The organism is Mycobacterium sp. 852002-51057_SCH5723018, assembly GCF_001667035.1.
Classification (GTDB): Bacteria; Actinomycetota; Actinomycetes; order Mycobacteriales; family Mycobacteriaceae; genus Mycobacterium.
In genome coordinates this window covers 93690-113328 of record NZ_LZIR01000111.1, presented here as the reverse complement: position 1 = coordinate 113328, position 19639 = coordinate 93690, and the positions used below count along the sequence as shown (strand labels likewise).

At 69.0% G+C, this 19639-nt stretch carries 16 protein-coding genes and 1 pseudogene; 9 read left to right on the top strand and 8 right to left on the bottom strand.

Going from position 1 to position 19639, the window contains the following annotated elements; genetic code table 11:
* Positions 1 to 64 precede the first annotated feature (64 nt).
* The 3 genes from A5764_RS22820 to A5764_RS22810 form a co-directional block, all read right to left on the bottom strand.
* Positions 65 to 1003: a R2-like ligand-binding oxidase gene (locus A5764_RS22820; RefSeq protein WP_067117592.1), complete on the bottom strand. Its 939-nt coding sequence runs from the start codon at positions 1001 to 1003 to the stop codon at positions 65 to 67.
* Positions 1000 to 1698 carry a TetR/AcrR family transcriptional regulator gene (locus tag A5764_RS22815; RefSeq protein WP_067117589.1) on the bottom strand — a complete coding sequence of 233 codons (699 nt, stop codon included), beginning with the start codon at positions 1696 to 1698 and terminating at the stop codon, positions 1000 to 1002. Before A5764_RS22815 ends, A5764_RS22820 begins: the two co-directional genes overlap by 4 nt.
* Positions 1699 to 1771: 73 nt before the next feature.
* Positions 1772 to 3490, bottom strand: a complete 1719-nt coding sequence (locus A5764_RS22810; protein WP_067117586.1) for an acyl-CoA dehydrogenase — start codon at positions 3488 to 3490, stop codon at positions 1772 to 1774.
* A 123-nt stretch (positions 3491 to 3613) separates the two neighbouring features.
* Between A5764_RS22810 and A5764_RS22805 the strand changes: the two genes are divergently transcribed.
* Together A5764_RS22805 and A5764_RS22800 are read left to right on the top strand one after the other, a co-directional pair.
* Complete coding sequence (locus A5764_RS22805; protein WP_067117583.1) at positions 3614 to 4591, top strand: phosphotriesterase; 978 nt, start codon at positions 3614 to 3616, stop codon at positions 4589 to 4591.
* Complete coding sequence (locus tag A5764_RS22800) at positions 4592 to 6097, top strand: AMP-binding protein (RefSeq protein ID WP_067117581.1); 1506 nt, start codon at positions 4592 to 4594, stop codon at positions 6095 to 6097. It begins immediately after the preceding gene.
* On the opposite strand, the gene A5764_RS22795 is transcribed toward A5764_RS22800, so the two are convergent.
* Positions 6039 to 7385 carry a lipase family protein gene (locus A5764_RS22795; RefSeq protein WP_067117745.1) on the bottom strand — a complete coding sequence of 449 codons (1347 nt, stop codon included), beginning with the start codon at positions 7383 to 7385 and terminating at the stop codon, positions 6039 to 6041. The two genes, A5764_RS22800 and A5764_RS22795, sit on opposite strands and share 59 nt — an antisense overlap.
* Positions 7386 to 7513: 128 nt before the next feature.
* Positions 7514 to 8632, bottom strand: coding sequence for an acyltransferase (locus A5764_RS22790; protein WP_156664824.1), 1119 nt, complete (start codon positions 8630 to 8632; stop codon positions 7514 to 7516).
* A gap of 261 nt (positions 8633 to 8893) precedes the next feature.
* Here A5764_RS22790 and A5764_RS22785 point away from each other — a divergent pair, with 261 nt between their 5' ends.
* Together A5764_RS22785 and A5764_RS22780 are read left to right on the top strand one after the other, a co-directional pair.
* Positions 8894 to 10210 carry a DUF3068 domain-containing protein gene (locus A5764_RS22785; RefSeq protein ID WP_197501681.1) on the top strand — a complete coding sequence of 439 codons (1317 nt, stop codon included), beginning with the start codon at positions 8894 to 8896 and terminating at the stop codon, positions 10208 to 10210.
* A 21-nt stretch (positions 10211 to 10231) separates the two neighbouring features.
* On the top strand, positions 10232 to 11938 hold the full coding sequence (locus tag A5764_RS22780) for a hypothetical protein (RefSeq protein ID WP_067117573.1): 1707 nt from the start codon (positions 10232 to 10234) through the stop codon (positions 11936 to 11938).
* Here the strand turns inward: A5764_RS22780 and A5764_RS22775 are convergent.
* Positions 11922 to 13076, bottom strand: coding sequence for a glycosyltransferase family 4 protein (locus A5764_RS22775; RefSeq protein WP_067117570.1), 1155 nt, complete (start codon positions 13074 to 13076; stop codon positions 11922 to 11924). The two genes, A5764_RS22780 and A5764_RS22775, sit on opposite strands and share 17 nt — an antisense overlap.
* Positions 13077 to 13445: 369 nt before the next feature.
* Here A5764_RS22775 and A5764_RS22770 point away from each other — a divergent pair, with 369 nt between their 5' ends.
* Positions 13446 to 14216, top strand: coding sequence for a class I SAM-dependent methyltransferase (locus A5764_RS22770; protein WP_067117567.1), 771 nt, complete (start codon positions 13446 to 13448; stop codon positions 14214 to 14216).
* Between the two features lie 41 nt (positions 14217 to 14257).
* Positions 14258 to 15724, top strand: a complete 1467-nt coding sequence (locus A5764_RS22765) for an aldehyde dehydrogenase (protein ID WP_067117564.1) — start codon at positions 14258 to 14260, stop codon at positions 15722 to 15724.
* Positions 15725 to 15741: 17 nt separating this feature from the next.
* Here the strand turns inward: A5764_RS22765 and A5764_RS22760 are convergent, their stop codons facing one another.
* A complete protein-coding gene (locus A5764_RS22760; RefSeq protein WP_067117561.1) occupies positions 15742 to 16533 on the bottom strand; it encodes a crotonase/enoyl-CoA hydratase family protein in 792 nt (263 codons plus the stop codon).
* A gap of 205 nt (positions 16534 to 16738) precedes the next feature.
* Between A5764_RS22760 and A5764_RS29740 the strand changes: the two genes are divergently transcribed.
* The 3 genes from A5764_RS29740 (at position 16739) to A5764_RS22745 (ending at position 19288) form a co-directional block, all read left to right on the top strand.
* Positions 16739 to 16870 (top strand): hypothetical protein, encoded by a 132-nt coding sequence (locus A5764_RS29740; protein WP_255361126.1) that lies wholly within the window; start codon positions 16739 to 16741, stop codon positions 16868 to 16870.
* Positions 16871 to 16959: 89 nt separating this feature from the next.
* Positions 16960 to 17526 (top strand): TetR/AcrR family transcriptional regulator, encoded by a 567-nt coding sequence (locus A5764_RS22750; protein WP_067117555.1) that lies wholly within the window; start codon positions 16960 to 16962, stop codon positions 17524 to 17526.
* A 307-nt stretch (positions 17527 to 17833) separates the two neighbouring features.
* A complete protein-coding gene (locus tag A5764_RS22745; RefSeq protein ID WP_067117552.1) occupies positions 17834 to 19288 on the top strand; it encodes a PE family protein in 1455 nt (484 codons plus the stop codon).
* Positions 19289 to 19299: 11 nt separating this feature from the next.
* On the opposite strand, the pseudogene A5764_RS30170 reads toward A5764_RS22745, so the two are convergent.
* A pseudogene (locus tag A5764_RS30170) lies at positions 19300 to 19583 on the bottom strand (hypothetical protein).
* Positions 19584 to 19639 lie beyond the last annotated feature (56 nt).

Genomic DNA, 19639 nt, shown 5'->3' with positions numbered 1-19639 from the left:
CGCGTGTGGGGCCTACGGACGAATCCGAGGCGATCCACCTACGTAGGGCCCACACTCGGCGCGCTCAATGGGCGCCGGCCAGCGTCTTTTCGTCCTCGTCGGCGAAGGTGTCCTCGAGGTGCAGCGGCGAGTAGTCGAGGTCGATCTCGGCGACCGGACGCCCGCGCGCGCTGGCGATGGTGCCGAAGCGTCGCATCCCCTTGTCGGAGGCGTAGGCCATGAACTCGTCCACCGACAGGCCGAAGGGCATCGGGTCGTAGAGGGAGAAGCCCTCTTCGATGAGGCGCAAGCCGAGCGGCATGAGCTCGTTCATGCGGGTCTCGAACACCGTCCAGTTGGCGTCGTCGGCGGCGACGTGGCGCCGGCAGGTGAAGGTGCCCCACGCCATGTGGCGCCGCTCGTCGTCCCCGATGCGCCGGACCAGCTCCTGCACGCCGGGCAGGATGCCGCGGTCCGCGCAGATCTTGTGCCAGCTGAAGTAGCCGGTCAGCGCCAGCATTCCTTCGACCATGTGGTTGTAGGTCACCGACGCCCGGACCTGGGCGGCCGGGGAAGGATCGACCGACAACGCGTTGAGGCAGTCCGGCAGCTCCTCGTAGAAGATGGTGCGGTAGGTGGGGATGTCGTCGAGGTAGGCGTGCAGGTCTTCGGTGACCCCGACGGCGTCGAGCCACATGCGGAACACCTGGACGTGCTTGGCCTCCTCGAACGCAAACTGCGTCAAATACATCTCGTCGCCCAGCCGGCCCTCGACCCGCATCGCGGACATGAACGGCTGGATGTCCTCGGTCACCGCCTCCTCCCCCGCGATGAACTCGGCGCACAGCCGGGTGGCGTAGTCGCGTTCGTCGTCCGACAACGCCTCCCAGTCCGCGCGGTCACGGGAGAAGTCGATGTCGGCCGGATCCCAGAACTTGGCGTTGCCGCCGGCAAAGAGCCGAAGTGGCAGGCTGTCCCAGTTGAGGCCGCCCGCGACCATCGAGCCCGAACGTATACGCGTCATGTGACCTCCTCGGATCGTTTCGGGGCTGAGTTGACGGCTGGGTAGCCGGGCGCATCCGCCGAGAAGGCGGCGGCCAGCGCGGCGACGAGGCGCCGCACGGCCAGCGCCGGCTGCTCCGGTGTGGGGTCGTCGAGCCCGAGGACGGGGTCCAGGCCGCGCATGTAGGGAGCCAGGGCGAGGTGCGGGAAGATCATCAGCAGCAGCGACAGCAAGACGTCGGTGTCGGCGTCGGGGCGCAGGTCACCGCGGGTTTGCGCGGCGTGCACCAGCGGTCGCAGCACCTCCAGGTAGTGCCGGTGAATGACGTTGCGCACGCTGACGCGGGCCTCGGTGTCGACCTCCAGCGTCGCCGCGGCGTGCAGCGCGCGTTCGCGCGGATGTTCGGCGTAATAGGCGACCCAGCCGTCGAGCAGCTCGGTGAGGAATTCGAAGAACGGCCGGCTCGGGTCGAGCTCGCGGATCAGGTCCTCCATGTAGGCGCGCACCCGCTGGCTGCCGATGTCGGCGATGAACGCATAGAGGTCACGCTTGTCCGCGAAGTACTGGAACAGGCTGCCCTTGGCGACTCCGGCCTTGCGTGCGATGACGTTCAGGCTGCCCCGGGAAAACCCGTGTGCGCCGAATTCGGCTTCGGCGGCCTCGATAACGGCCGCCCGGCGCGCCGGATCCACGCGTGCCCAAGTCACCGTCGGCATTGCGGCCTCCTAGCATCGATGACCACTGGTCATTCTACGGTGGGCTAGCTCACAGTCAAGAGCTCCACGGGCGTCAAGGCCGCATCCGATAGGCGCCGTCGAGCGGGAGCACGCGTTCCTTCCAGACCTGGTCGTAGCGAGCGGGGTCGTGCACGGGACGGCGGATCATCCGGGTCGCGAACCGGGCCTGGGCCTCGGTCGTCGCCGGCTTGTCGTTCAGCTCGACGGCGTAGCCGTTGAAGTCGCGGACCAACACGGCGAAGATCGCGTCGAGCAACGCCTCGTCCACTCCCGACAGCAGCGCCTCCTCGAGGATCAGCTGGGCATAGGGCACGGTCGCGAACAGCTGGCCCACGGCGAAGGCGAAGTCAATGTCCTTCTGCTGCATGGCATCCGGCGTGGCGCTGGCCAGCATCTCGGCGAGCACCTCGATCTGTTCGCGCAGCAGCGCGACGTTGGGCAGGTGGGCGAAAGCCACGAATGGCGGGCGCCAATCGTGGAAGCGCACCTTGCCCAGGCCACCCGTCGGCCCCTGGGCGAACAGGAAGGTGTCGTCGGCCGCGTCGTCGCGGCGGTCGATCACGGGCAGCTCGCCGGTGGGGGCGAACAGGAAATTGGGCATGAACTTCGCGAGTAAGCCGACGTTGATGTGGACGGTGCCCTCCAGCCGCGGCAACAGCCCGATCTCGCGGGTCATGGCCTCGAAGATGGTGTCCTTCTCGACGCCCTTGGCGGCGATGACGTCCCACAGCGCGATGATGACCCGCTCACCTTCGCTGGTGATCTTCGCCTTGGTGAGCGGGCTGTACAGCAGGTAGCGGCGGTCGGCCGCCGACGCGCCGCGCATGTAGTCGCAGGCGCGGGTGGCGACCAGCTTCATGGCGGCCAGCCGCACGTAGGCATCCATGAGCAGCCTGCGCACGTGGCTGAAGTCGGTGACGACGGTCCCGTACAGGATGCGGTTGGAGGCGTGCGTGACCGCCTCGTACATGGCATGCGTGCACATGCCGATCGCACCCCAGCCGAGGTTGTACTTGCAGACGTTGACCGTGTTGAGCGCGGCGTGGAAGGCCTCCGGGCCCCGGTGCAGCAGGTCGGCCTCGGTGACCGGGTAGTCGCGCAGCGCGTAGTTGGCGACGAAGTTCTGCGAGTTCACCACGTTCTTGATCAGGTCGTAGCGGTCGTGCTGGGAGTCGGCGGCGAAGAAGACGTACTCGTCTTCGTCAGGCGAGGTACCGGCGATCTTGCCGAAGGTGGAGACCATCCGCGCCACGTTGGCGTTTCCGATGTAGTACTTCTCGCCGTTCGCGGTCCAGCCGCCATCGGAAGGCGTCAGGATCATGTCGGTCTGGTAGACATCGGCGCCGTGGGCCTGTTCGGACAGGCCGAAGGCGAACACCTCGCCGGCCTCCAGCTGGGCCGCCGCCTTGCGCTTGGCGTCCTCGTTGGCGCTCATCCAGATCGGGCCCAGCCCCAGGGCGGTGACCTGGAACGGGTACCAATAGTTCAGCCCGTAAAAGCCCACGATCTCCGCGAACTCGCTGATTCGGTAGGTGTCCCAGCGGCAGGCCATTTCTGCAGAAGCGCCGTATGCCGACGGCGTGAGCAGGGAGGCGAAGATGCGCTCGCGGCCGATGTGGTCCAAAAAGTCGGAGTACCAAACCCGGTCGTGGTCGTCGGACTTCAGCCGAGCCTTGCCCCGCGACTCGAAGAAGTCGACCGTCGCGGCCATGATCTCCCCCGAGCGACGCTCTGGGTATTGGCGCTGCAAGTGATTGGGATTGAGCAACATCGCGTGACTCCCAAGGGATTCGTATCGAGACGAAGGTGACGGTACTGCAATAGCGCGGCCGTCGGGGCACACCGGAGAAAACGCACTGTCGGTCGACCACTGAGTCGCCTTAGAGTCAGTCACGTGTCAGAACTCAATACCGCCCGCGGCTCCATCGATACCGCCGATCTCGGCGTGACGCTCATGCATGAGCACGTGTTCATCATGACCACCGAGATCGCCCTGAACTATCCCGAAGCCTGGGGCGACGAGGAACAACGGGTCGCCGACGCCGTCAACCGGCTCAACGAGCTGAAGGCCCGCGGGGTGGACACGATCGTCGACCTCACCGTGATCGGACTGGGCCGCTACATCCCGCGGATCGCGCGCGTCGCGGCGGCCACGGAGCTGAATATTGTTGTGGCGACGGGGATTTACACCTACAACGACGTCCCGTTCCGTTTCCACTACCTGGGCCCGGGCACGCCGATGGACGGCCCAGAGGTCATGACCGACATGTTCGTCCGCGACATCGAGGAGGGCATCGCCGACACCGGCGTCAAGGCGGGCATCCTCAAGTGCGCCACCGACGAGCCCGGCGTCACCCCCGGCGTCGAGCGGGTGCTGCGCGCGGTGGCGCAGGCCCACAAGCGCACCGGCGTGCCGATCTCCACCCACACCCACGCGGGTTTGCGGCGCGGGCTCGAGCAGCAGCGCATCTTCGAAGAGGAGGGCGTGGACCTGACCCGGGTGGTGATCGGGCATTCCGGCGACAGCACCGATCTCGACTACCTGGAGGAGCTGATCGGTAACGGCTCCTACATCGGGATGGACCGATTCGGCATCGACGTGTACCTGCCGTTCGAGGACCGGGTGAACACGGTGGCGCGAATGTGCGAGCGCGGCCACGCCGACAAGATGGTGCTCTCCCACGACGCCAACTGCTACTTCGACGCGATACCCGAGGACCTGCTGGCGGTGGCCGCGCCCAATTGGCATTACCTGCACATCCACAACGACGTGATCCCCGCGCTCAAGGAGCGCGGGGTCACCGACGAGCAGCTGCACACCATGCTGGTCGACAACCCGCGCCGCATTTTCGAGCGACAGGGCGCGTACTAAATGACCGAGCCGGTCCCGCCGATCGGTTCGCAGATTTCGGCGCTGGCCGAACTCGCCCCCGACGAGCCCGCGGTCACCTGCGACGGGCGCACCATCACCCGCGCCGAGCTCGACGCCTCGACGAACCGGTTGGCGCGGGCCTACGCCGAGCGGGGCGTGGGCGTCGGCGACTACGTCACCATGGTGCTGCCGAACTCGATCGAGTGGATCCAGGCCGCGGTGGCGTGCTGGAAGCTGGGGGCGGTGCCCCAGCCGCTGTCGGCACGGTTGCCCGACGCCGAGTTGCAGGGCCTGCTGGAGCTGCGGCCGCCCGCCTTGGTGGTGGGCCGCGAGCATGCTGGAATACCTTGTGCGCCAGCGGGTTTCGTGCCCGACCCGGCACTGTCCGACGCCCGTTTGCCGGAGGCGGTTTCGCCGGTGTGGAAGGCGATGGGGTCGGGCGGCAGCACGGGCCGCCCCAAACTCATCGAGTCCGGCGGTGACAGTCGCATACCGCCCGCCGTCGGCTATCCCCTGGGCGCGCAGGAGGGCGACACCACGCTGGTGCCGGTGCCGCTGTCTCACAACACCGGCTTCACCACCGCGACGATCGCGCTGGTGATGCGCCATCACCTCGTGCTGATGAGCCGGTTCGACCCGCACCAGTTCCTCCGGCTGATCACCGACCATCGCGCCACGTTCGTGACGACGGTGCCCACGATCATGCAGCGCACGCTGCCCGTCTACCGCGAAGACCCGTCGTCCTACGACCTGTCCTCGATCCGGCGGTTTTGGCATGTGGGCGCACCGTGCCCGCCGGCCGTCAAGCAGGCCTGGATCGACCTGCTCGGCCCCGAAAAGGTCTGGGAGCTCTACGGCGGCACCGAATTACAGGCGCTCACCTTCATCTCCGGCGACCAGTGGCTGACCCACCGCGGCTCGGTCGGCGTCGTGGTTGCCGGGGAGATGAAGGTGCTCGACGACGACGGCAACCCCTGCCCGCCCGGGGTGGTGGGCGAGATCTACATGCGACCGAGCCCGGGCAGCGCGCCGACCTACCGCTACATCGGCATCACGGCGAAGTCGCGCGACGGCTGGGACTCGCTGGGCGACCTCGGCTACTTCGACGAAGACGGGTTCCTCTACCTGTCGGACCGCCGGGTCGACATGTTCACCGTCGGCGGCCGCAACGTCTACCCCGCCGAAATCGAGAACGCGCTCTCGGCGCACCCAGAGGTGTTGTCGTGCCTGGTAGTCGGCATTCCGCACGACGACCTGGGTCAGGTGCCGTACGCCCTGGTGCACACCGCCGATGGGTCCGCGCTGGACGCTGACGGCTTGAAAGTCTTTCTGCAGGAACGTATTTCGTCCTACAAGGTGCCGCCCACCCCGGACTTCATAGAATTCGTGGACACGCCGCTGCGCGACGACGCCGGCAAGGCGCGGCGGTCGGCGGTGCGCGCCGAGATCATGGCACGTCGTCGGTTTTGGACAGCGGGCGACGCTCGACGGGCCGGCCCAGGATGACTTTCGCGGTGATGACGCCGAGCCTGAGCATGCCCAGATAGGTCGACGGGTTGAACACCGTCGGCCAGACAGTACGCGTCTTGTTCTTGTCAAGCGGCTTGCCGGTGAACCGGTCGCGCAGCCATCGCAACGTCATCGGCGCGGACAGCGGGTGCAGCAGCAGGTGACCGCAGAATCGATCGCGATGATAAGTGACCGCTACCCCATCGGTCGCGTACTTCTTGACGAGCTGATCGATGTCGTCGACGCTGATGATCCTGTCGTGCACCGCCTGCACGACCAGCACGGGTGGCGTGGGTGGGGTCTTGCCGAGCTTGGTCTCCGCGAAGATGTGGCGCACGTCCGGGAGGTCCCACAGTTCGTCGGTGGACACGTCGACGTACGAACCGATGTCGGAATGGTGCAGCCGCCACACCGCCTGGGCTGTGGTCATGGTCCGCAGTTCGTCCAGCAGTGCGGTGCCCTCGTCGGTGGCATGCTCGTCGACCGCCCGCTGCGCTTCCGGGAACACGTCGGTCAGCGCCGCGATCATCAGCGCGGCCAGCCCGGCGAAAAACGAGCGGTTGAGCCGGCGAGCGACGCTTCCGGGGTCACCGACCGGTGAGCCCAGCACGGCGCCGACGATGTTGAGTTCCGGCGCATAGTCCGCACACAGCTCGGCCGCCCATGCGGAGGCCAAACCGCCGCCCGAATAACCCCATAGGCCCATCGGGGCGGCCGGTGACAACCCCAGTCGTTCGCAACTCACGGCGGCGCGGAGACCGTCAAGAATGCGGTAGCCGGGCTCACGCGGCGCACCCCACATGCCGTGACAGCCCTCGTGGTCGGGTATCGAGACCGCCCAGCCTTCGGCCAGTACCGCCGCCACGAGGAGGAATTCCGCTTGCGTGAACGCTCCGATTGCTCCTGCCCCACGGCGCAGCGCATACGACGGAAAGCACTGCGACGCGACCGCGTCGATGGCGCACTGATACGACAGCACCGGACACGGCGACTGGGTATCACGCTGCTCTGGCACCAGCACAGTGGTCACGGCCACCTCGGGGCCGCCGTGCAGGTTCGTACTGCGGTAGAGGAGCTGGGTGGCGGTGAAGCCCTGCGGGAGCACACCCAGGAACCCGAGCTCGACGGCGCGCGAGCGCAAAATGGCGCCGGGTCGGGATTTTTCGTACCGTGGCGGCGGTTGGTAGAACGGGTCCTCATCGGGTGTAAGCGGAGGCTCCCCGCGACGCAGCTCCTCGTGCGGCGGACCCGCTACTACCCCTGTGGCGGTGATGCGGTTGGTCATCGTGAAGGCCTCCCCCAAACCAGATCACACGGCAGGTTACCCAGAATCGCCGGTTTGATACCCGCGGTACCGCATTGAGAGATCCTGTGGCTTCGGGGGCACAGAGATCGAATCCACGGAGATCGAATTCACGGCGCGATCGCGTCAGCCTCAGCGTCGATAGCCTGGCGCGCCTGCACCGGCTGGTGACGCTTCTCCCAGAGGCGCAGCGCCTCCCGGCAGGGCGACTCGACCAGCCCGTAGCTGACGGCGGCGATCGCCCAACCGAAGATCAGCGTCAGCACCAGCACCATCGGCATGCGGCCGGTGAACGGGAACGTCCCCAGCACCGGGAACACCATCGCCAACGCGGCCAGGTGCCACACGAACAGGCCGTAGGACCAGCGCCCCAACGTCACCATGCCGGTGCTGCCCAGCAGCCGGTGTGGCGTGTCGGGCCGGTCCAGCACCAGCGGGGCCACCAGCGCGAACGCCACCAGAGCGCCCATCGCCATCTTCACCGCGAACTGGGTGGCGGTGCCTGGCACCAGGCCCTCCGGGCCGGCCAGCGGCGAGGCCGCCACCAGGTAGGCGAGCAGGGCCGCGGCCGCCATCGGCACGCGGCGGCGCGCCAACCGGTGCGCCGGGCCGATCGGACTGTAGGCCCACTCGGCCAGCAGCATCCCGGCGGCGAACCAGGAGAAGAAGGCCGGCGGCCAATTCAGCGGGTTGACCCCAGGATCGGAGTGCCCCAAAAAGAGAGGCACCCAGCCCCAGGCCCAACTGAGCGCCGCGAGCGCGGCGATCGCCGGCACCCGCGCCGCGACCGGCAGCCGGCGCGCCAGCAAAGCCAGAATCGGCAGGGCGAGGTAGAAGCTGACCTCGACGGAAAGGCTCCACATCTGGGTCAGGCCACCGGTCAGTGTGAGCGGGACATAGATCTGCGTGAGGGTCAGGTTGGCAAGCCACACCGTCGGGCTGGCGTGATCGGCATCGGGCAACAGGGTCAGGATCACGACGACCGCAACCACATAGGCCGGCATGATGCGCATCGCACGCGACCGCAGGTAGTGGCCGGTACGGGGGCGCGATCCCAAACCCCGTGCCGCCGCGGCGTGCCCGCGCCACAACAAGAACCCCGACAGCGCGAAGAACACCGCCACGGCCAGGTCGAAGCGGCCGAACAGCCTGCCTGCGGCGCCGCTGGAGTGCCCCGTCTGGAAGGCGACGTGCGTGACGACCACGCCCATCGCGGCGCAGGCGCGCATGCCTTCGACGGCGGGCAGGAAGCTGCGGATCCCTCCCACCTGCTGGCCCTCGGTCACGCCCAACAGTGTGCCCTCGAATGCGACCTCGCGTGTTGCCGGGGGAATCCGGTACACCGGACGCTGGCAATGGGTTGCTAAACCGGCACCTTAAATTCCCCTGTTAGGGTCGAACGGGTTTGCCTCGCTGCTTGGTCATGTCGGAGCGGGTCGCGGCCGACGGGTCTGAGGATCTTTTGGGGACCATTAGGAGGACACAGCAACGTGAACCGAGCAGTCATGTTGCGCTATGCCGCATGCGCGGTCATCGGTCTCGGAGCAGCCCTGCTGATCGCCGCGCTGTTGCTGTCGACGTACACCAGCAGCAGGATCACCAAGGTTCCGCTCAACCTCGACGCCACGTTGATCAGCGACGGCTCCGGAACCGCTTTGGACGCCGGGTCGCTGTCGGGCGACCACCTGGTCGTCAACCAGAACGTGCCGCTGGTGTCCCAGCAGCAGGTCAGCGTCGAATCGCCCGCCAACGCCGACGTCGTCACGTTGCAGGTGGGCACCTCGGTGCGGCGCACCGACAAGCAGAAGGACAGCGGGCTGCTGCTGGCGATGGTCGACACCGTCACCCTCAACCGCAGGACGGCGATGGCCGTCTCCGACGACACCCACACCGGGGGGTCGGTGCAGAAGCCGCGCGCATTCGGCGATGAGAACCCGCCCACCGCGATGCCGCTCCGTCACGACGGGCTGTCCTACCGCTTCCCGTTCCACACCGAGAAGAAGACGTACCCCTACTTCGACCCGATCGCGCAGAAGCCCTTTGACGTCAACTACGACACCCAAGAGGACGTCAACGGTCTGACCACGTACCGCTTCACGCAGAACGTCGGCTACAACGCCGACGGCAGGCTGGTGGCCCCGGTGGCCTACCCGTCGCTGTTAGCCGGTAACGAGGACGCCAAGCAGACCACGTCGGCGGCGATGTGGGGCGTCCAGGGCGGCGATCCGAACGAGCAGATCACCATGACCCGTTATTACGCGGCGCAGCGCACATTCTGGGTGGACCCGGTGTCAGGGACCATCGTCAAGCAGACCGAACACGCCAACCACTACTTCGCCCGCGATCCGCTCAAGCCCGAGATGACGCTGGCCGATTACAAGGTCACCTCCACCGAGGACACGGTCGAATCCCAGGTCAACGCGGCCCGCGATGAGCGCGACCGGCTGGCGCTGTGGTCGCGGGTGCTGCCGATCACCTTCACCGCCATCGGCCTGATCGCGCTCATCGGCGGCGGCATACTCGCATCCTTCAGCCTGCGGACCGAGAGCGCGCTGACCGACCCGGGCCTGGACCGCACCGATCAGGAGTTCTTCGGCCGCGACGGGCTCGAAGAACCCGTGTCCGGCGCCGAGGCCGAGACCGAGAAGCTGCCCACGCAGCGCCCCGCGCGCGAGGATCCGCCCGGCTCGGAGCCGCCCACCGTCGGCTCTGAGGAGCCGGCCAAGCCCGGGCCCGAGTCCGGGCCGCCCGACGCCGGACCGCCGGAACCGCCGGGCGCCTCCCCCGGCCCGCCCGAACGCGCCTAGCTCCCCCCGGGTGCGCTAACCGTGCGCTGGGCCCGACCGGGGTACGCGCTGGTGCTGGCGCTGCTGGTGGTGGGGCCGCTCCTGGCGCCCGGGTATCTGCTGCTGCGCGATGCGGTGTCGACGCCGCGGTCGTATCTCTCCGATGGCGCGCTGGGGTTGACGTCGGCGCCGCGGGCGACACCTCAAGATTTCGCCGTCGCGCTGGCGTCACATCTGGTCGACGGCGGCATCGTGGTCAAGGCGCTGCTCGTCGCGGGGCTGTGGCTCGCGGGCTGGGGTGCGGCCCGGCTGGTCTCCACGGCGCTGCCGTGCGCCGGCGCGGCGGGCGAGTTCGTCGCGATCACGCTGGCGATCTGGAATCCCTATGTGGCCGAACGGCTCCTGCAGGGGCATTGGAGCCTGCTGGTCGGCTACGGCTGCCTGCCCTGGGTGGCCACGGCGATGCTGAGGCTGCGGACGGCCAGCGATAACGGGTGGTTCGCGCTGGCGTTCTGGGTGGCGCTGGCCGGGCTGACCCCGACCGGTTTGTTACTGGCCGCGGCGGTGGCGCTGGTGTGCGCGGCTGCCCCGGTCGAGGCGGCGGCGGGGTCCAGGCCGCGCTGGCAGTGCGCCGCGGCGGCGCTGGGTGCCGCGCTGGTGGCGGCCCTGCCCTGGCTGACCGCGTCGGTGGTGGGCTCGTCGTTGCAGGCGCACGCGGCGGGGATCGCGCTCGGGGTGACCGCGTTCGCGCCGCGTGCCGAGCCCGGCCTGGGCACGCTCGCCAGCCTGGCCAGCCTCGGCGGGATCTGGAACGGCGAGGCCGTACCCGGCGCGCGGACAACGCTTTTCGCGGTCTGCTCGGCGGTGGTGCTGCTGGGCGTGGTGGCGGCCGGGTTGCCGGCGGTGCTGCGTCGGAGGGCGGTGGTGCCGCTGCTGGCGCTGGCGGCGGTGTCGGTGCTGGTGCCGGCCGCGCTGGCCACCGGCCCCGGTATGCACGCGCTGCGGGCGGTGGTGGACGCCGCGCCCGCCTTCGGGGTGCTGCGCGACGGGCAGAAGTGGGTGGCGCTGGCGATGCCGGGATACACGCTCGCCGCAGCCGGCGCGGTGGTGACGCTGCGACGGTGGCTGAGGCCTTTCGCGGCGGCGGCGGTGTGCTGCCTCGCGCTGCTCCTGGCGCTGCCGGACCTGGCTTGGGGTGTGTGGGGCAAGGTTGCGCCGGTGCGCTACCCGCCCGGGTGGGCCGCGGTGGCGGCGGCGATCAACGCCGATCCGCGGCCGGTGGCGGTGTTGCCAGCCGGCACCATGCGGCGCTTCTCCTGGTCCGGCCCCGCGCCGGTGCTCGATCCGCTGCCGCGCTGGGTGCGCGCCGACGTGCTGACCACCGGGGACCTGGCCGTCTCGGGCGTCACCGTGCCCGGGGAGGGCGATCGCGCGCGGGCGGTGCAGGATCTGCTGCTGGCCGGGCCCGATCCCGCCGCGTTGGCCCCGGCCGGCGTGGGGTGGCTGGTCGTCGAGTCGGACAGCGCCGGTGACATGGGTGCGTCCGCCCGCACCCTCGACGCGCTGCGGCCGGTCTATCGCGACGGGGAGTTCGCGCTCTACCGTCTCGGCGGCGAGACCCCTGGCGCGCCACCTGCCCGTCGCCGCGCGACGGTGGTCGCCCACCTGGCGTGGCTGGTGCTGCTGATCGTGGGTGCCGCCGGGATGACGGTCGGTTGGGTGCGCCGCCTGGCTAGACGACGCCGCTGACGTACTCGCCGGCCTGCGCCGCCTCCAGGACGCTGCGCATCGCGTCGGCGCTTTGCGTCCAGGAGAACTCGCCGCTGCGCGCCTGCGCCTTGGCGCCGAGTTGATCGCGCAGCACCGGATCGGAAAGCAGCCGTTCCAGGCCGTCCACCAGCCCGGCGTGGCCGTCCACCAACATCCCGGTCACCCCGTCGACGATCGAATCGGACAGCCCTCCGGACGAGCGGTAGCCGATGGTGGGCACCTTGTGCTGGGCCGCCTCGACGACGGCCAGCCCCCATCCCTCCTTGCGGGAGGCCAGCACGTGCACCCAGGCGCTTTGCAGCACACGGTGTTTGGTCACATCGTCGACGTGACCGTGGAAGGTCACCGCGTCGGACATGCCCAACCGTTGCGCGTGGTCGACGAGCCGCTGCCGCCACCAGCCGCCGCCGACGATGTCGAGGTGCAGGCCCGGTATGCGCGAGCGCAGCGCCGCCACCGCTTCCAGCGCGTCCTCGATCTGTTTGTGCGGCACCAGCCGCGACAGCACGACGACGCGCGGTGCCGCCGAGCGCGGGCCGGACAACGATTGCGCCGGCGCCCCGTCGAGGCCGTTGCGCACCACCGCGATCTGCCCGCTGCCGACGCCCAGCGCGACCAGATCGCGGGCCGACGGGAGCGACACCGTCACGTACTGGTTGCGCCGGTTCACCCGCGGCGACACCGTCGACTCGACGAACCAGCCGATCCGACCCAGCACCGGCCCTGCCACCGGCCACTGCTCGCGGTGGCAGTGGTGCACCAACACCACCACCCGCCGGCCGTACACCAGCCGGGCCAGGAACGGCAGGCCGTTTTGGGTGTCCACGACCACGTCGGGCCGGACCCGCCGCAGCGGACCCAGTCCGAAGCGCGCGAGCGCCATGGCCAGCAACGCCCAGACGTAGACCGTGTACCGGCCGCCGGCGCGGTTGATGTTGACGCCGTCGATCACCTCTCGCCTCGGTGCGCCCGGATAGCGGGCGGTGCGCAGCGTGACGGCGACCCCCGACGCGGCCAGTTGAGCGCCGACGCGCTGCAAGTAGGCTTCGCTGCCGCCGCCCTGCGGATGGCCGGTATCGCGCCAGCACAACAGCAGTACGGTGCGGAGAGCAGACATTGTTCGCCAGCCTAGCCCGGCGACGATGCGCGCCGCGGAGCGGCGCGAGGAGGAGGCGGGCAATCAGACCCAGCCCGGCGACGATGCGCGCCGCGGAGCGGCGCGAGGAGGAGGCGGGCAATCAGACCCTAGCCCGGCGACGATGCGCGCCGCGCTAGGACGCCTGCGGTTTGGTCACACCGGCCACACTGGCCACTGGCGGGAGACGGGTGTCGTTTGTCCACCTAACAGCGACAAACTCGGGGAAACGAGGCGACGGGGCCACGCTGTCGCTACGAGGTGGACAAATTGTGCGCCATCCCCAGCCAAGGGACCGGTGTGGCCCTGTGAATTGCCCGGCGCACTTCGCTCCGGCCGTAGGGTTGGCCGGTGGCCGTCACTGACGTTTTCGCGCGGCGGGCGACGCTGGCCCGGTCGCTGCGGCTGCTGTCGGAGTTCCGCTACGAGCAAACCGACCCGGACCGCTTTTATGGCGCACTGGCTGCCGACACCGCGGCGATGGTCGGTGACCTGTGGCTCGGAATCCATGGCGAGCCACCGGCGGGCCGCACGCTGCTCGACATCGGCGGCGGCCCGGGATATTTCGGGGCGGCGTTCGCCGACGCCGGTGTCCGCTACATCGGGGTCGAACCGGACCCTGGCGAGATGCACGCGGCGGGGCCGACTGTCCCTCGAGTGACCGCCGGGTTCGTCCGGGCGTCGGGCATGGCGCTGCCGTTCGCCGACGCCTCGGTGGACATCTGCCTGTCTTCCAACGTCGCCGAGCACGTGCCGCGGCCGTGGCAGCTCGGCGGCGAGATGCTGCGGGTGACCAAACCGGGCGGGCTCGCCGTGCTGTCCTACACAGTGTGGCTGGGCCCCTTCGGGGGTCACGAGATGGGCCTGACCCACTACCTGGGCGGTGCCCGCGCCGCCGCGCGCTACACCCGCAAACACGGTCATCCGGCCAAAAACAACTACGGGTCGTCGTTGTTCGCAGTGTCCGCGGCCGAAGGCCTGGACTGGGCGGCGAGCACGGGCGCGCTCACTGCGGCATTTCCCCGCTACCACCCACGATGGGCGTGGTGGCTGACATCGGTCCCCGCGCTGCGCGAGTTCGTGGTGAGCAATCTAGTACTGGTGCTGCGGCGCCCAGAATGAAACATGTTCTCGTTTTGCTTCGGCTTGGGTAGGGTGGCGCCATGACCGACGTTAAGACCGAATACGACAAACTTTTCATCGGCGGCAGGTGGACGGAACCGTCGACCTCGGAAGTCATCGAGGTGCACTGTCCGGCCACCGGCGAGTACGTCGGCAAGGTGCCGTTGGCCGGCGCGGCCGACGTCGACGCCGCGGTCGCCGCGGCCCGGGCGGCGTTCGACGACGGTCCCTGGCCTACGACGCCACCGAAGGAGCGCGCGGCCGTCATCGCCAACGCGCTCAAGTTGATGGAGGAGCGCAAGGAGCTGTTCACCCAGCTCCTCGCGGGCGAGACTGGCCAGCCGCCGACCGGCATCGAAACGATGCACTGGATGAGCTCGATGGGGGCGATGAACTTCTTCGCCGGCCCCGCGGTCGATCAGGTCAAGTGGCGCGAGATCCGCAACGGCGCCTACGGCCAGACCATCGTCCATCGCGAACCGATCGGCGTGGTGGGCGCCATCGTGGCCTGGAACGTGCCGCTGTTCCTGGCCGTCAACAAGTTGGGCCCGGCGCTGCTCGCGGGGTGCACGGTGGTGCTCAAGCCCGCCGCCGAAACCCCGCTCAGCGCCAACGCTTTGGCGGAGGCGTTCGCCGAGGCCGGCCTGCCCGAGGGCGTGCTGTCGGTGGTCCCCGGCGGCATCGAGACCGGCCAGGCGCTGACCTCCAACCCGGGAGTCGACATCTTCTCCTTCACCGGCAGCTCCGCCGTCGGCAAGGAAATCGGCCGCCGCGCCGCGGAGATGCTCAAGCCCTGCACGCTGGAGCTCGGCGGCAAGTCGGCGGCCATCGTCCTGGACGACGTCGACCTCGCCGCCGCGATCCCGATGCTGGTGTTCTCCGGGATCATGAACACCGGGCAGGCCTGCGTGGCCCAGACCCGCATCCTGGCGCCGCGCTCGCGGTACGACGAAATCGTCGATGCGGTGGCCGGTTTCGTGCAGGCGCTGCCGGTGGGGTCACCGTCGGACCCCGCCGCCCAGATCGGCTCGCTGATCTCGGAGAAGCAGCGCGCCCGCGTCGAGGGCTACATCGCCAAGGGCATCGAGGAGGGCGCCCGGCTGGTCTGCGGCGGCGGGCGTCCCGAGGGCCTGAACGACGGGTTCTTCGTTCAGCCAACGGTTTTCGCCGACGTCGACAACAAGATGACCATCGCCCAGGAGGAGATCTTCGGGCCGGTGCTGAGCATCATCCCGTATGACAGCGAGGAGGACGCGATCAAGATCGCCAACGACTCGGTGTACGGCCTGGCCGGCAGCGTATGGACCTCCGACGTACCGCGCGGCATCGAGATCTCGGAGAAGATCCGGACCGGGACCTACGCGGTCAACTGGTACGCCTTCGACCCCTGCTGCCCGTTCGGCGGCTACAAGAACTCCGGCATCGGCCGCGAGAACGGGCCGGAAGGCGTCGAGCATTTCACGCTGCAGAAGAGCGTGCTGATGCCGATGGGCTACACCCTCGAGTAGCGAGGCCGAGCAAAACTCTAGCGGCCCTGGAAGCGGGCCTGCCGGCGCTCGACGAAGGATTGCACGCCCTCGGCGGCGTCCTCGCTGGCGAACAGGGCGGCCACGTCGGGGCGCAACCGCTCGATCGCGGCCGCCTCGCCCTGCATGCGGGCCAGGTGCGCCGACGCCAGCGTGGCTCGCACGCCCAGCGGCGCGGCCCGGTCGGCGATGGTGTGCGCGATCTCGCGGGCCCGGGCCAGGGCCGCCGCCGCGTCGTCGGCGACCTCCTGGACCAGCCCGAGGCGGTGCGCCTCGGCGGCGTCGAACTCGTCTCCGGTCAACAGCCAGCGCATGGCGTTGCCCCACCCCGCGTCGCGGGGCAGCCGGATCGTCGCACCGCCGAAGGGGTAGATCCCGCGCTGCACCTCCAGCTGCGTGAACCGGGTCCCGGCCGCCGCGATGCGGATGTCGGCGGCCAGCAGCAGTTCGATGCCCAGCGTCATGCACCAGCCCTGGGCGACGGCGACCACCGGCTTGGTCCAAGGCCCGTCCAGCCGCCAAGGGTCCCGGCCGTCGCCCGGCATGGGCAACTCCCCGCTCGCGATGGCGGGGCCGACGTCCACGAGATCCAGGCCGGCGGTGAAGTGGTCGCCGTGCGCGAACAGGACGCCCGCCCGCGCGGAGGCGTCGGATTCCAGCAGCCCATAAGCGCGGGCCAGGTCGGCGAGCATCGCCCGATCGAACGCGTTGCGTTTGTGCGGCCGGTTCAGGCCGATCAGCAGGACGTGTCCGTCGCGCTGCAGCGACACGGTGTCGAGGGTCGGGTCCATCGGCACAGTGAACCGCAGGGCCAAGGATTATGCAAAAGAGCATAAAACTAGGGCCACTGTTCTCGCGGAAGGGGACCGCCGACAGCGGCTGAGTTCCATCTTTAGAGCTGACAAATTTACTTAGGGAATAGATTTGCTTACTTGACTGATGTTTTATATGCTTCTCAGCATAATCATTGGCCGCACCCAGGCCCGGGAGAGAATCATGTGGATCATCGAGCTCAATGTCGCGGGCTACCAATTCACCCGCCAGATGCCGGACCTGAAGCGTCCGCCCTTCCACTTCAGCCCGCGTAGCATGCACTGGCCGGTACTGCGGCATTCGCACGCTGCATGACGCCGGCTGCGGGGGGTACGACGGTGCCAACTATCACCGACGCAAAGCCGGAGGCCGCGCCGACGAGGCGCTGTGACACGCGCAAGAAGATGTTGCTCAGCGCCGCCCAGGTGATGCGCGAGCGCGGGGCCGCCGGGGTGACCATCGACGAGGTGCTCGCCCGCAGCGGGGCGCCGCGCGGCTCGGTCTACTACCACTTTCCCGACGGACGCAATCAGATCCTGACCGAGGCGCTGCAGTACTCCGGTGAGTCCATCACCGCGATGATCGACGACGCGGCCGGCTGGGGCGCCCGGGCCCTGCTGCGCGAATTCGTCGAATACTGGGAGCGGCTGCTCACCGAGGGCGACTTCGCCGCCGGCTGCCCCGTGGTGGCGGCGGCCATCGGCTCGGACTGCGGCGACCCCAACTTGTCCGGCGAGGCCGGCGCCATCCTGGGCCGCTGGTGTTCCGCCCTCACCCGCGCATTCGTCAACGACGGCTTCGACGACGACGATGCCGCCTCGCTGGCGGTGACGTCGATCGCCGCCCTGGAAGGCGCCATCGTGCTGGCCCGCTCGACCCACAGCGTCGACCCGCTGCGTCAGGTCGGCGACCAGCTCGAATTCCTCGTCAAGGCAAGGGAATTCGTCATTCGCAACAAGATCGGGCAGTAGCGCGCGGGCGGCGACCGGCACGGCCGGTAGCGGTTGACCTCTTCGGTGCCGCCGACGAACACCGGCCTAACATATGAGTTTGACCTTAGCTGGTTTGGTGTTCGGTGTGCGTACCTTAGAGCGGCATGGCGTAATTGCTTGAAGCATGCGATGTATGCGTGATTGCGGTGCGGCGATCAGGAATTCGCTCTGATCCCATCATGAGCTTTCGATGATCGCGCTACGATTTGAATCCATAACGCAGGCTCGGCGATCACCAAGCCGCTGACGGTCGCCGAGACGCCGCTACACCAGCGGGAGGCGCGGAATGTCATATGTATTCGCGGTACCGGACGTAGTATCCACGGCCGCAACGAGTTTGGCCGATATCGGATCGACAATCAGCGAGGCCAATGCGGCCGCCGCGCTCCCAACGACAAACGTGCTGGCTGCGGGCGCCGATGAGGTATCGGAAGCCGTGGCGGCCTTGTTCGGGTCGCACGCCCTGGACTTTCAGGGCCTCAGCGCCCAAGCATCCGCGTTTCATCAGCAATTCGTGCAGGCGCTGAACGCGGCCGCCGGCGCGTATGCCGGCACCGAAGCTGCCAACGCCGCTGCCACGGCAAACCCGTGGCAGATCGTGCAGCAAGACGTCCTCAACGCGATCAACACACCCACCGAACTGCTGTTGCAGCGTCCGTTGATCGGCAACGGCACCAACGGACTGCCGGGAACCGGGCAAAACGGTGGAGCCGGCGGCCTGTTATGGGGCAACGGAGGCGACGGCGGTTCCGGCGCGCCAAACCAGTCCGGTGGCCCCGGCGGGGCCGCCGGGCTGATCGGTGGCGGCGGCCGTGGCGGCGCGGGCGGTGCGATCACCACCTCCACCGGCCACGCCAACGGCGGGGCCGGCGGCACCGGAGGACTGTTGTACGGCAACGGTGGCCCGGGCGGCCCCGGTGGGCCGTGGCGAGTAAGCGGGATTGCTGGTGTCGCCGGCACAGGCGGCGCCGGCGGCGACGCGATCGGACTGTTCGGTCATGGCGGCGCCGGCGGCGCCGGCGGCTCCGCAACCAGTACCGTAAACCTGAATACCGGGGGTGCCGGGGGACAGGGCGGCCACGGCGGCCTGTTAAACGGCGACGGCGGTGCGGGCGGCGCCGCCGGGATCGGCAATCTGGGCAATGTCGGGGGGAACGGCGGGGCCGGTGGGATGCTGAGCGGCAACGGCGGCGCCGGCGGCGCCGCCGGCGTCGCCAGTACTGATGGGCATGGCGGCATCGGCGGGAATGCCGGGCTGATCGGCAATGGCGGTCGTGGCGGCGACGGCGGGCAAGACACCGGTAACTTTATCCTCGGCGGCGGCGCCGGCGGCGCCGGCGGCCTCGGTGGGGCGCTGTTCGGCGACGGCGGTGGCGGCGGCAATGGGGGGCAATCCTTCTCCGCCCCTGGTGGGACCGGTGGCGCCGGCGGCAACGCTATTGGGCTGTTCGGCCAGGGCGGCGCCGGCGGCACCGGGGGCAGCGGAGCGCTGGCCGGCCCCGGCGGCCGCGGCGGCAATGCCGCCCTGCTCGGTAACGGCGGCCCCGGCGGGAGTTCCGGGACCGCTGACATCGACGCCCCTGGTGCCCCGTCAAGAGGCGGCGATGGCGGCAATGCCCAGCTGATCGGCAACGGCGGCCGCGGCGGTGACAGCTATTTCGTAGACGGCATCGTCGGGCAAGGCGGCGGCGGCGGCGCGTTGCTCGGGGTGCCCGGGGCGAACGGGCGGGCCGGACCCTAGCCCCGGAACCCTCAGTCGCTGGCCGGTAGCGGCTTGACCTCTTTGAGCTGCAGCGCGTCGCAGTGCCGCTGAGGCTTCCCGCGCCCGGCTTGGTCACCAGTACCTCGGCCCCGGTCTCATCGACGTAGCGCTTGCCCATCACGGTGCGTCGACGAGTACGACCCGCGGCGCCTCCTTGGCTACCAGCTCGAATCCGCGTCGGCAAGGGAATTCGTGCGCCGTAATAGGCGCGCACGAATAGCACGACCTTTCTGCCGGCTGCAAGCCTGGTAGTCGCACGGCGCAACGGTGACAGATGTGCATTACATGTGCGGTTGCAGTGGAGATTTGGCCAGAAAATCGGTATGTTTC

Coding starts and splice junctions, on each gene's coding strand:
- A5764_RS22760 (WP_067117561.1), bottom strand. CDS start 16,533: ATGGACCCGACCCTCGACACCGTGTCGCTGCAGCGCGACGGACACGTC.
- A5764_RS22765 (WP_067117564.1), top strand. CDS start 14,258: ATGACCGACGTTAAGACCGAATACGACAAACTTTTCATCGGCGGCAGG.
- A5764_RS22745 (WP_067117552.1), top strand. CDS start 17,834: ATGTCATATGTATTCGCGGTACCGGACGTAGTATCCACGGCCGCAACG.
- A5764_RS29740 (WP_255361126.1), top strand. CDS start 16,739: ATGTGGATCATCGAGCTCAATGTCGCGGGCTACCAATTCACCCGCCAG.
- A5764_RS22810 (WP_067117586.1), bottom strand. CDS start 3,490: ATGTTGCTCAATCCCAATCACTTGCAGCGCCAATACCCAGAGCGTCGC.
- A5764_RS22750 (WP_067117555.1), top strand. CDS start 16,960: ATGTTGCTCAGCGCCGCCCAGGTGATGCGCGAGCGCGGGGCCGCCGGG.
- A5764_RS22795 (WP_067117745.1), bottom strand. CDS start 7,385: ATGACCAACCGCATCACCGCCACAGGGGTAGTAGCGGGTCCGCCGCAC.
- A5764_RS22775 (WP_067117570.1), bottom strand. CDS start 13,076: ATGTCTGCTCTCCGCACCGTACTGCTGTTGTGCTGGCGCGATACCGGC.
- A5764_RS22800 (WP_067117581.1), top strand. CDS start 4,592: ATGACCGAGCCGGTCCCGCCGATCGGTTCGCAGATTTCGGCGCTGGCC.
- A5764_RS22790 (WP_156664824.1), bottom strand. CDS start 8,632: ATGCGCGCCTGCGCCGCGATGGGCGTGGTCGTCACGCACGTCGCCTTC.
- A5764_RS22820 (WP_067117592.1), bottom strand. CDS start 1,003: ATGACGCGTATACGTTCGGGCTCGATGGTCGCGGGCGGCCTCAACTGG.
- A5764_RS22815 (WP_067117589.1), bottom strand. CDS start 1,698: ATGCCGACGGTGACTTGGGCACGCGTGGATCCGGCGCGCCGGGCGGCC.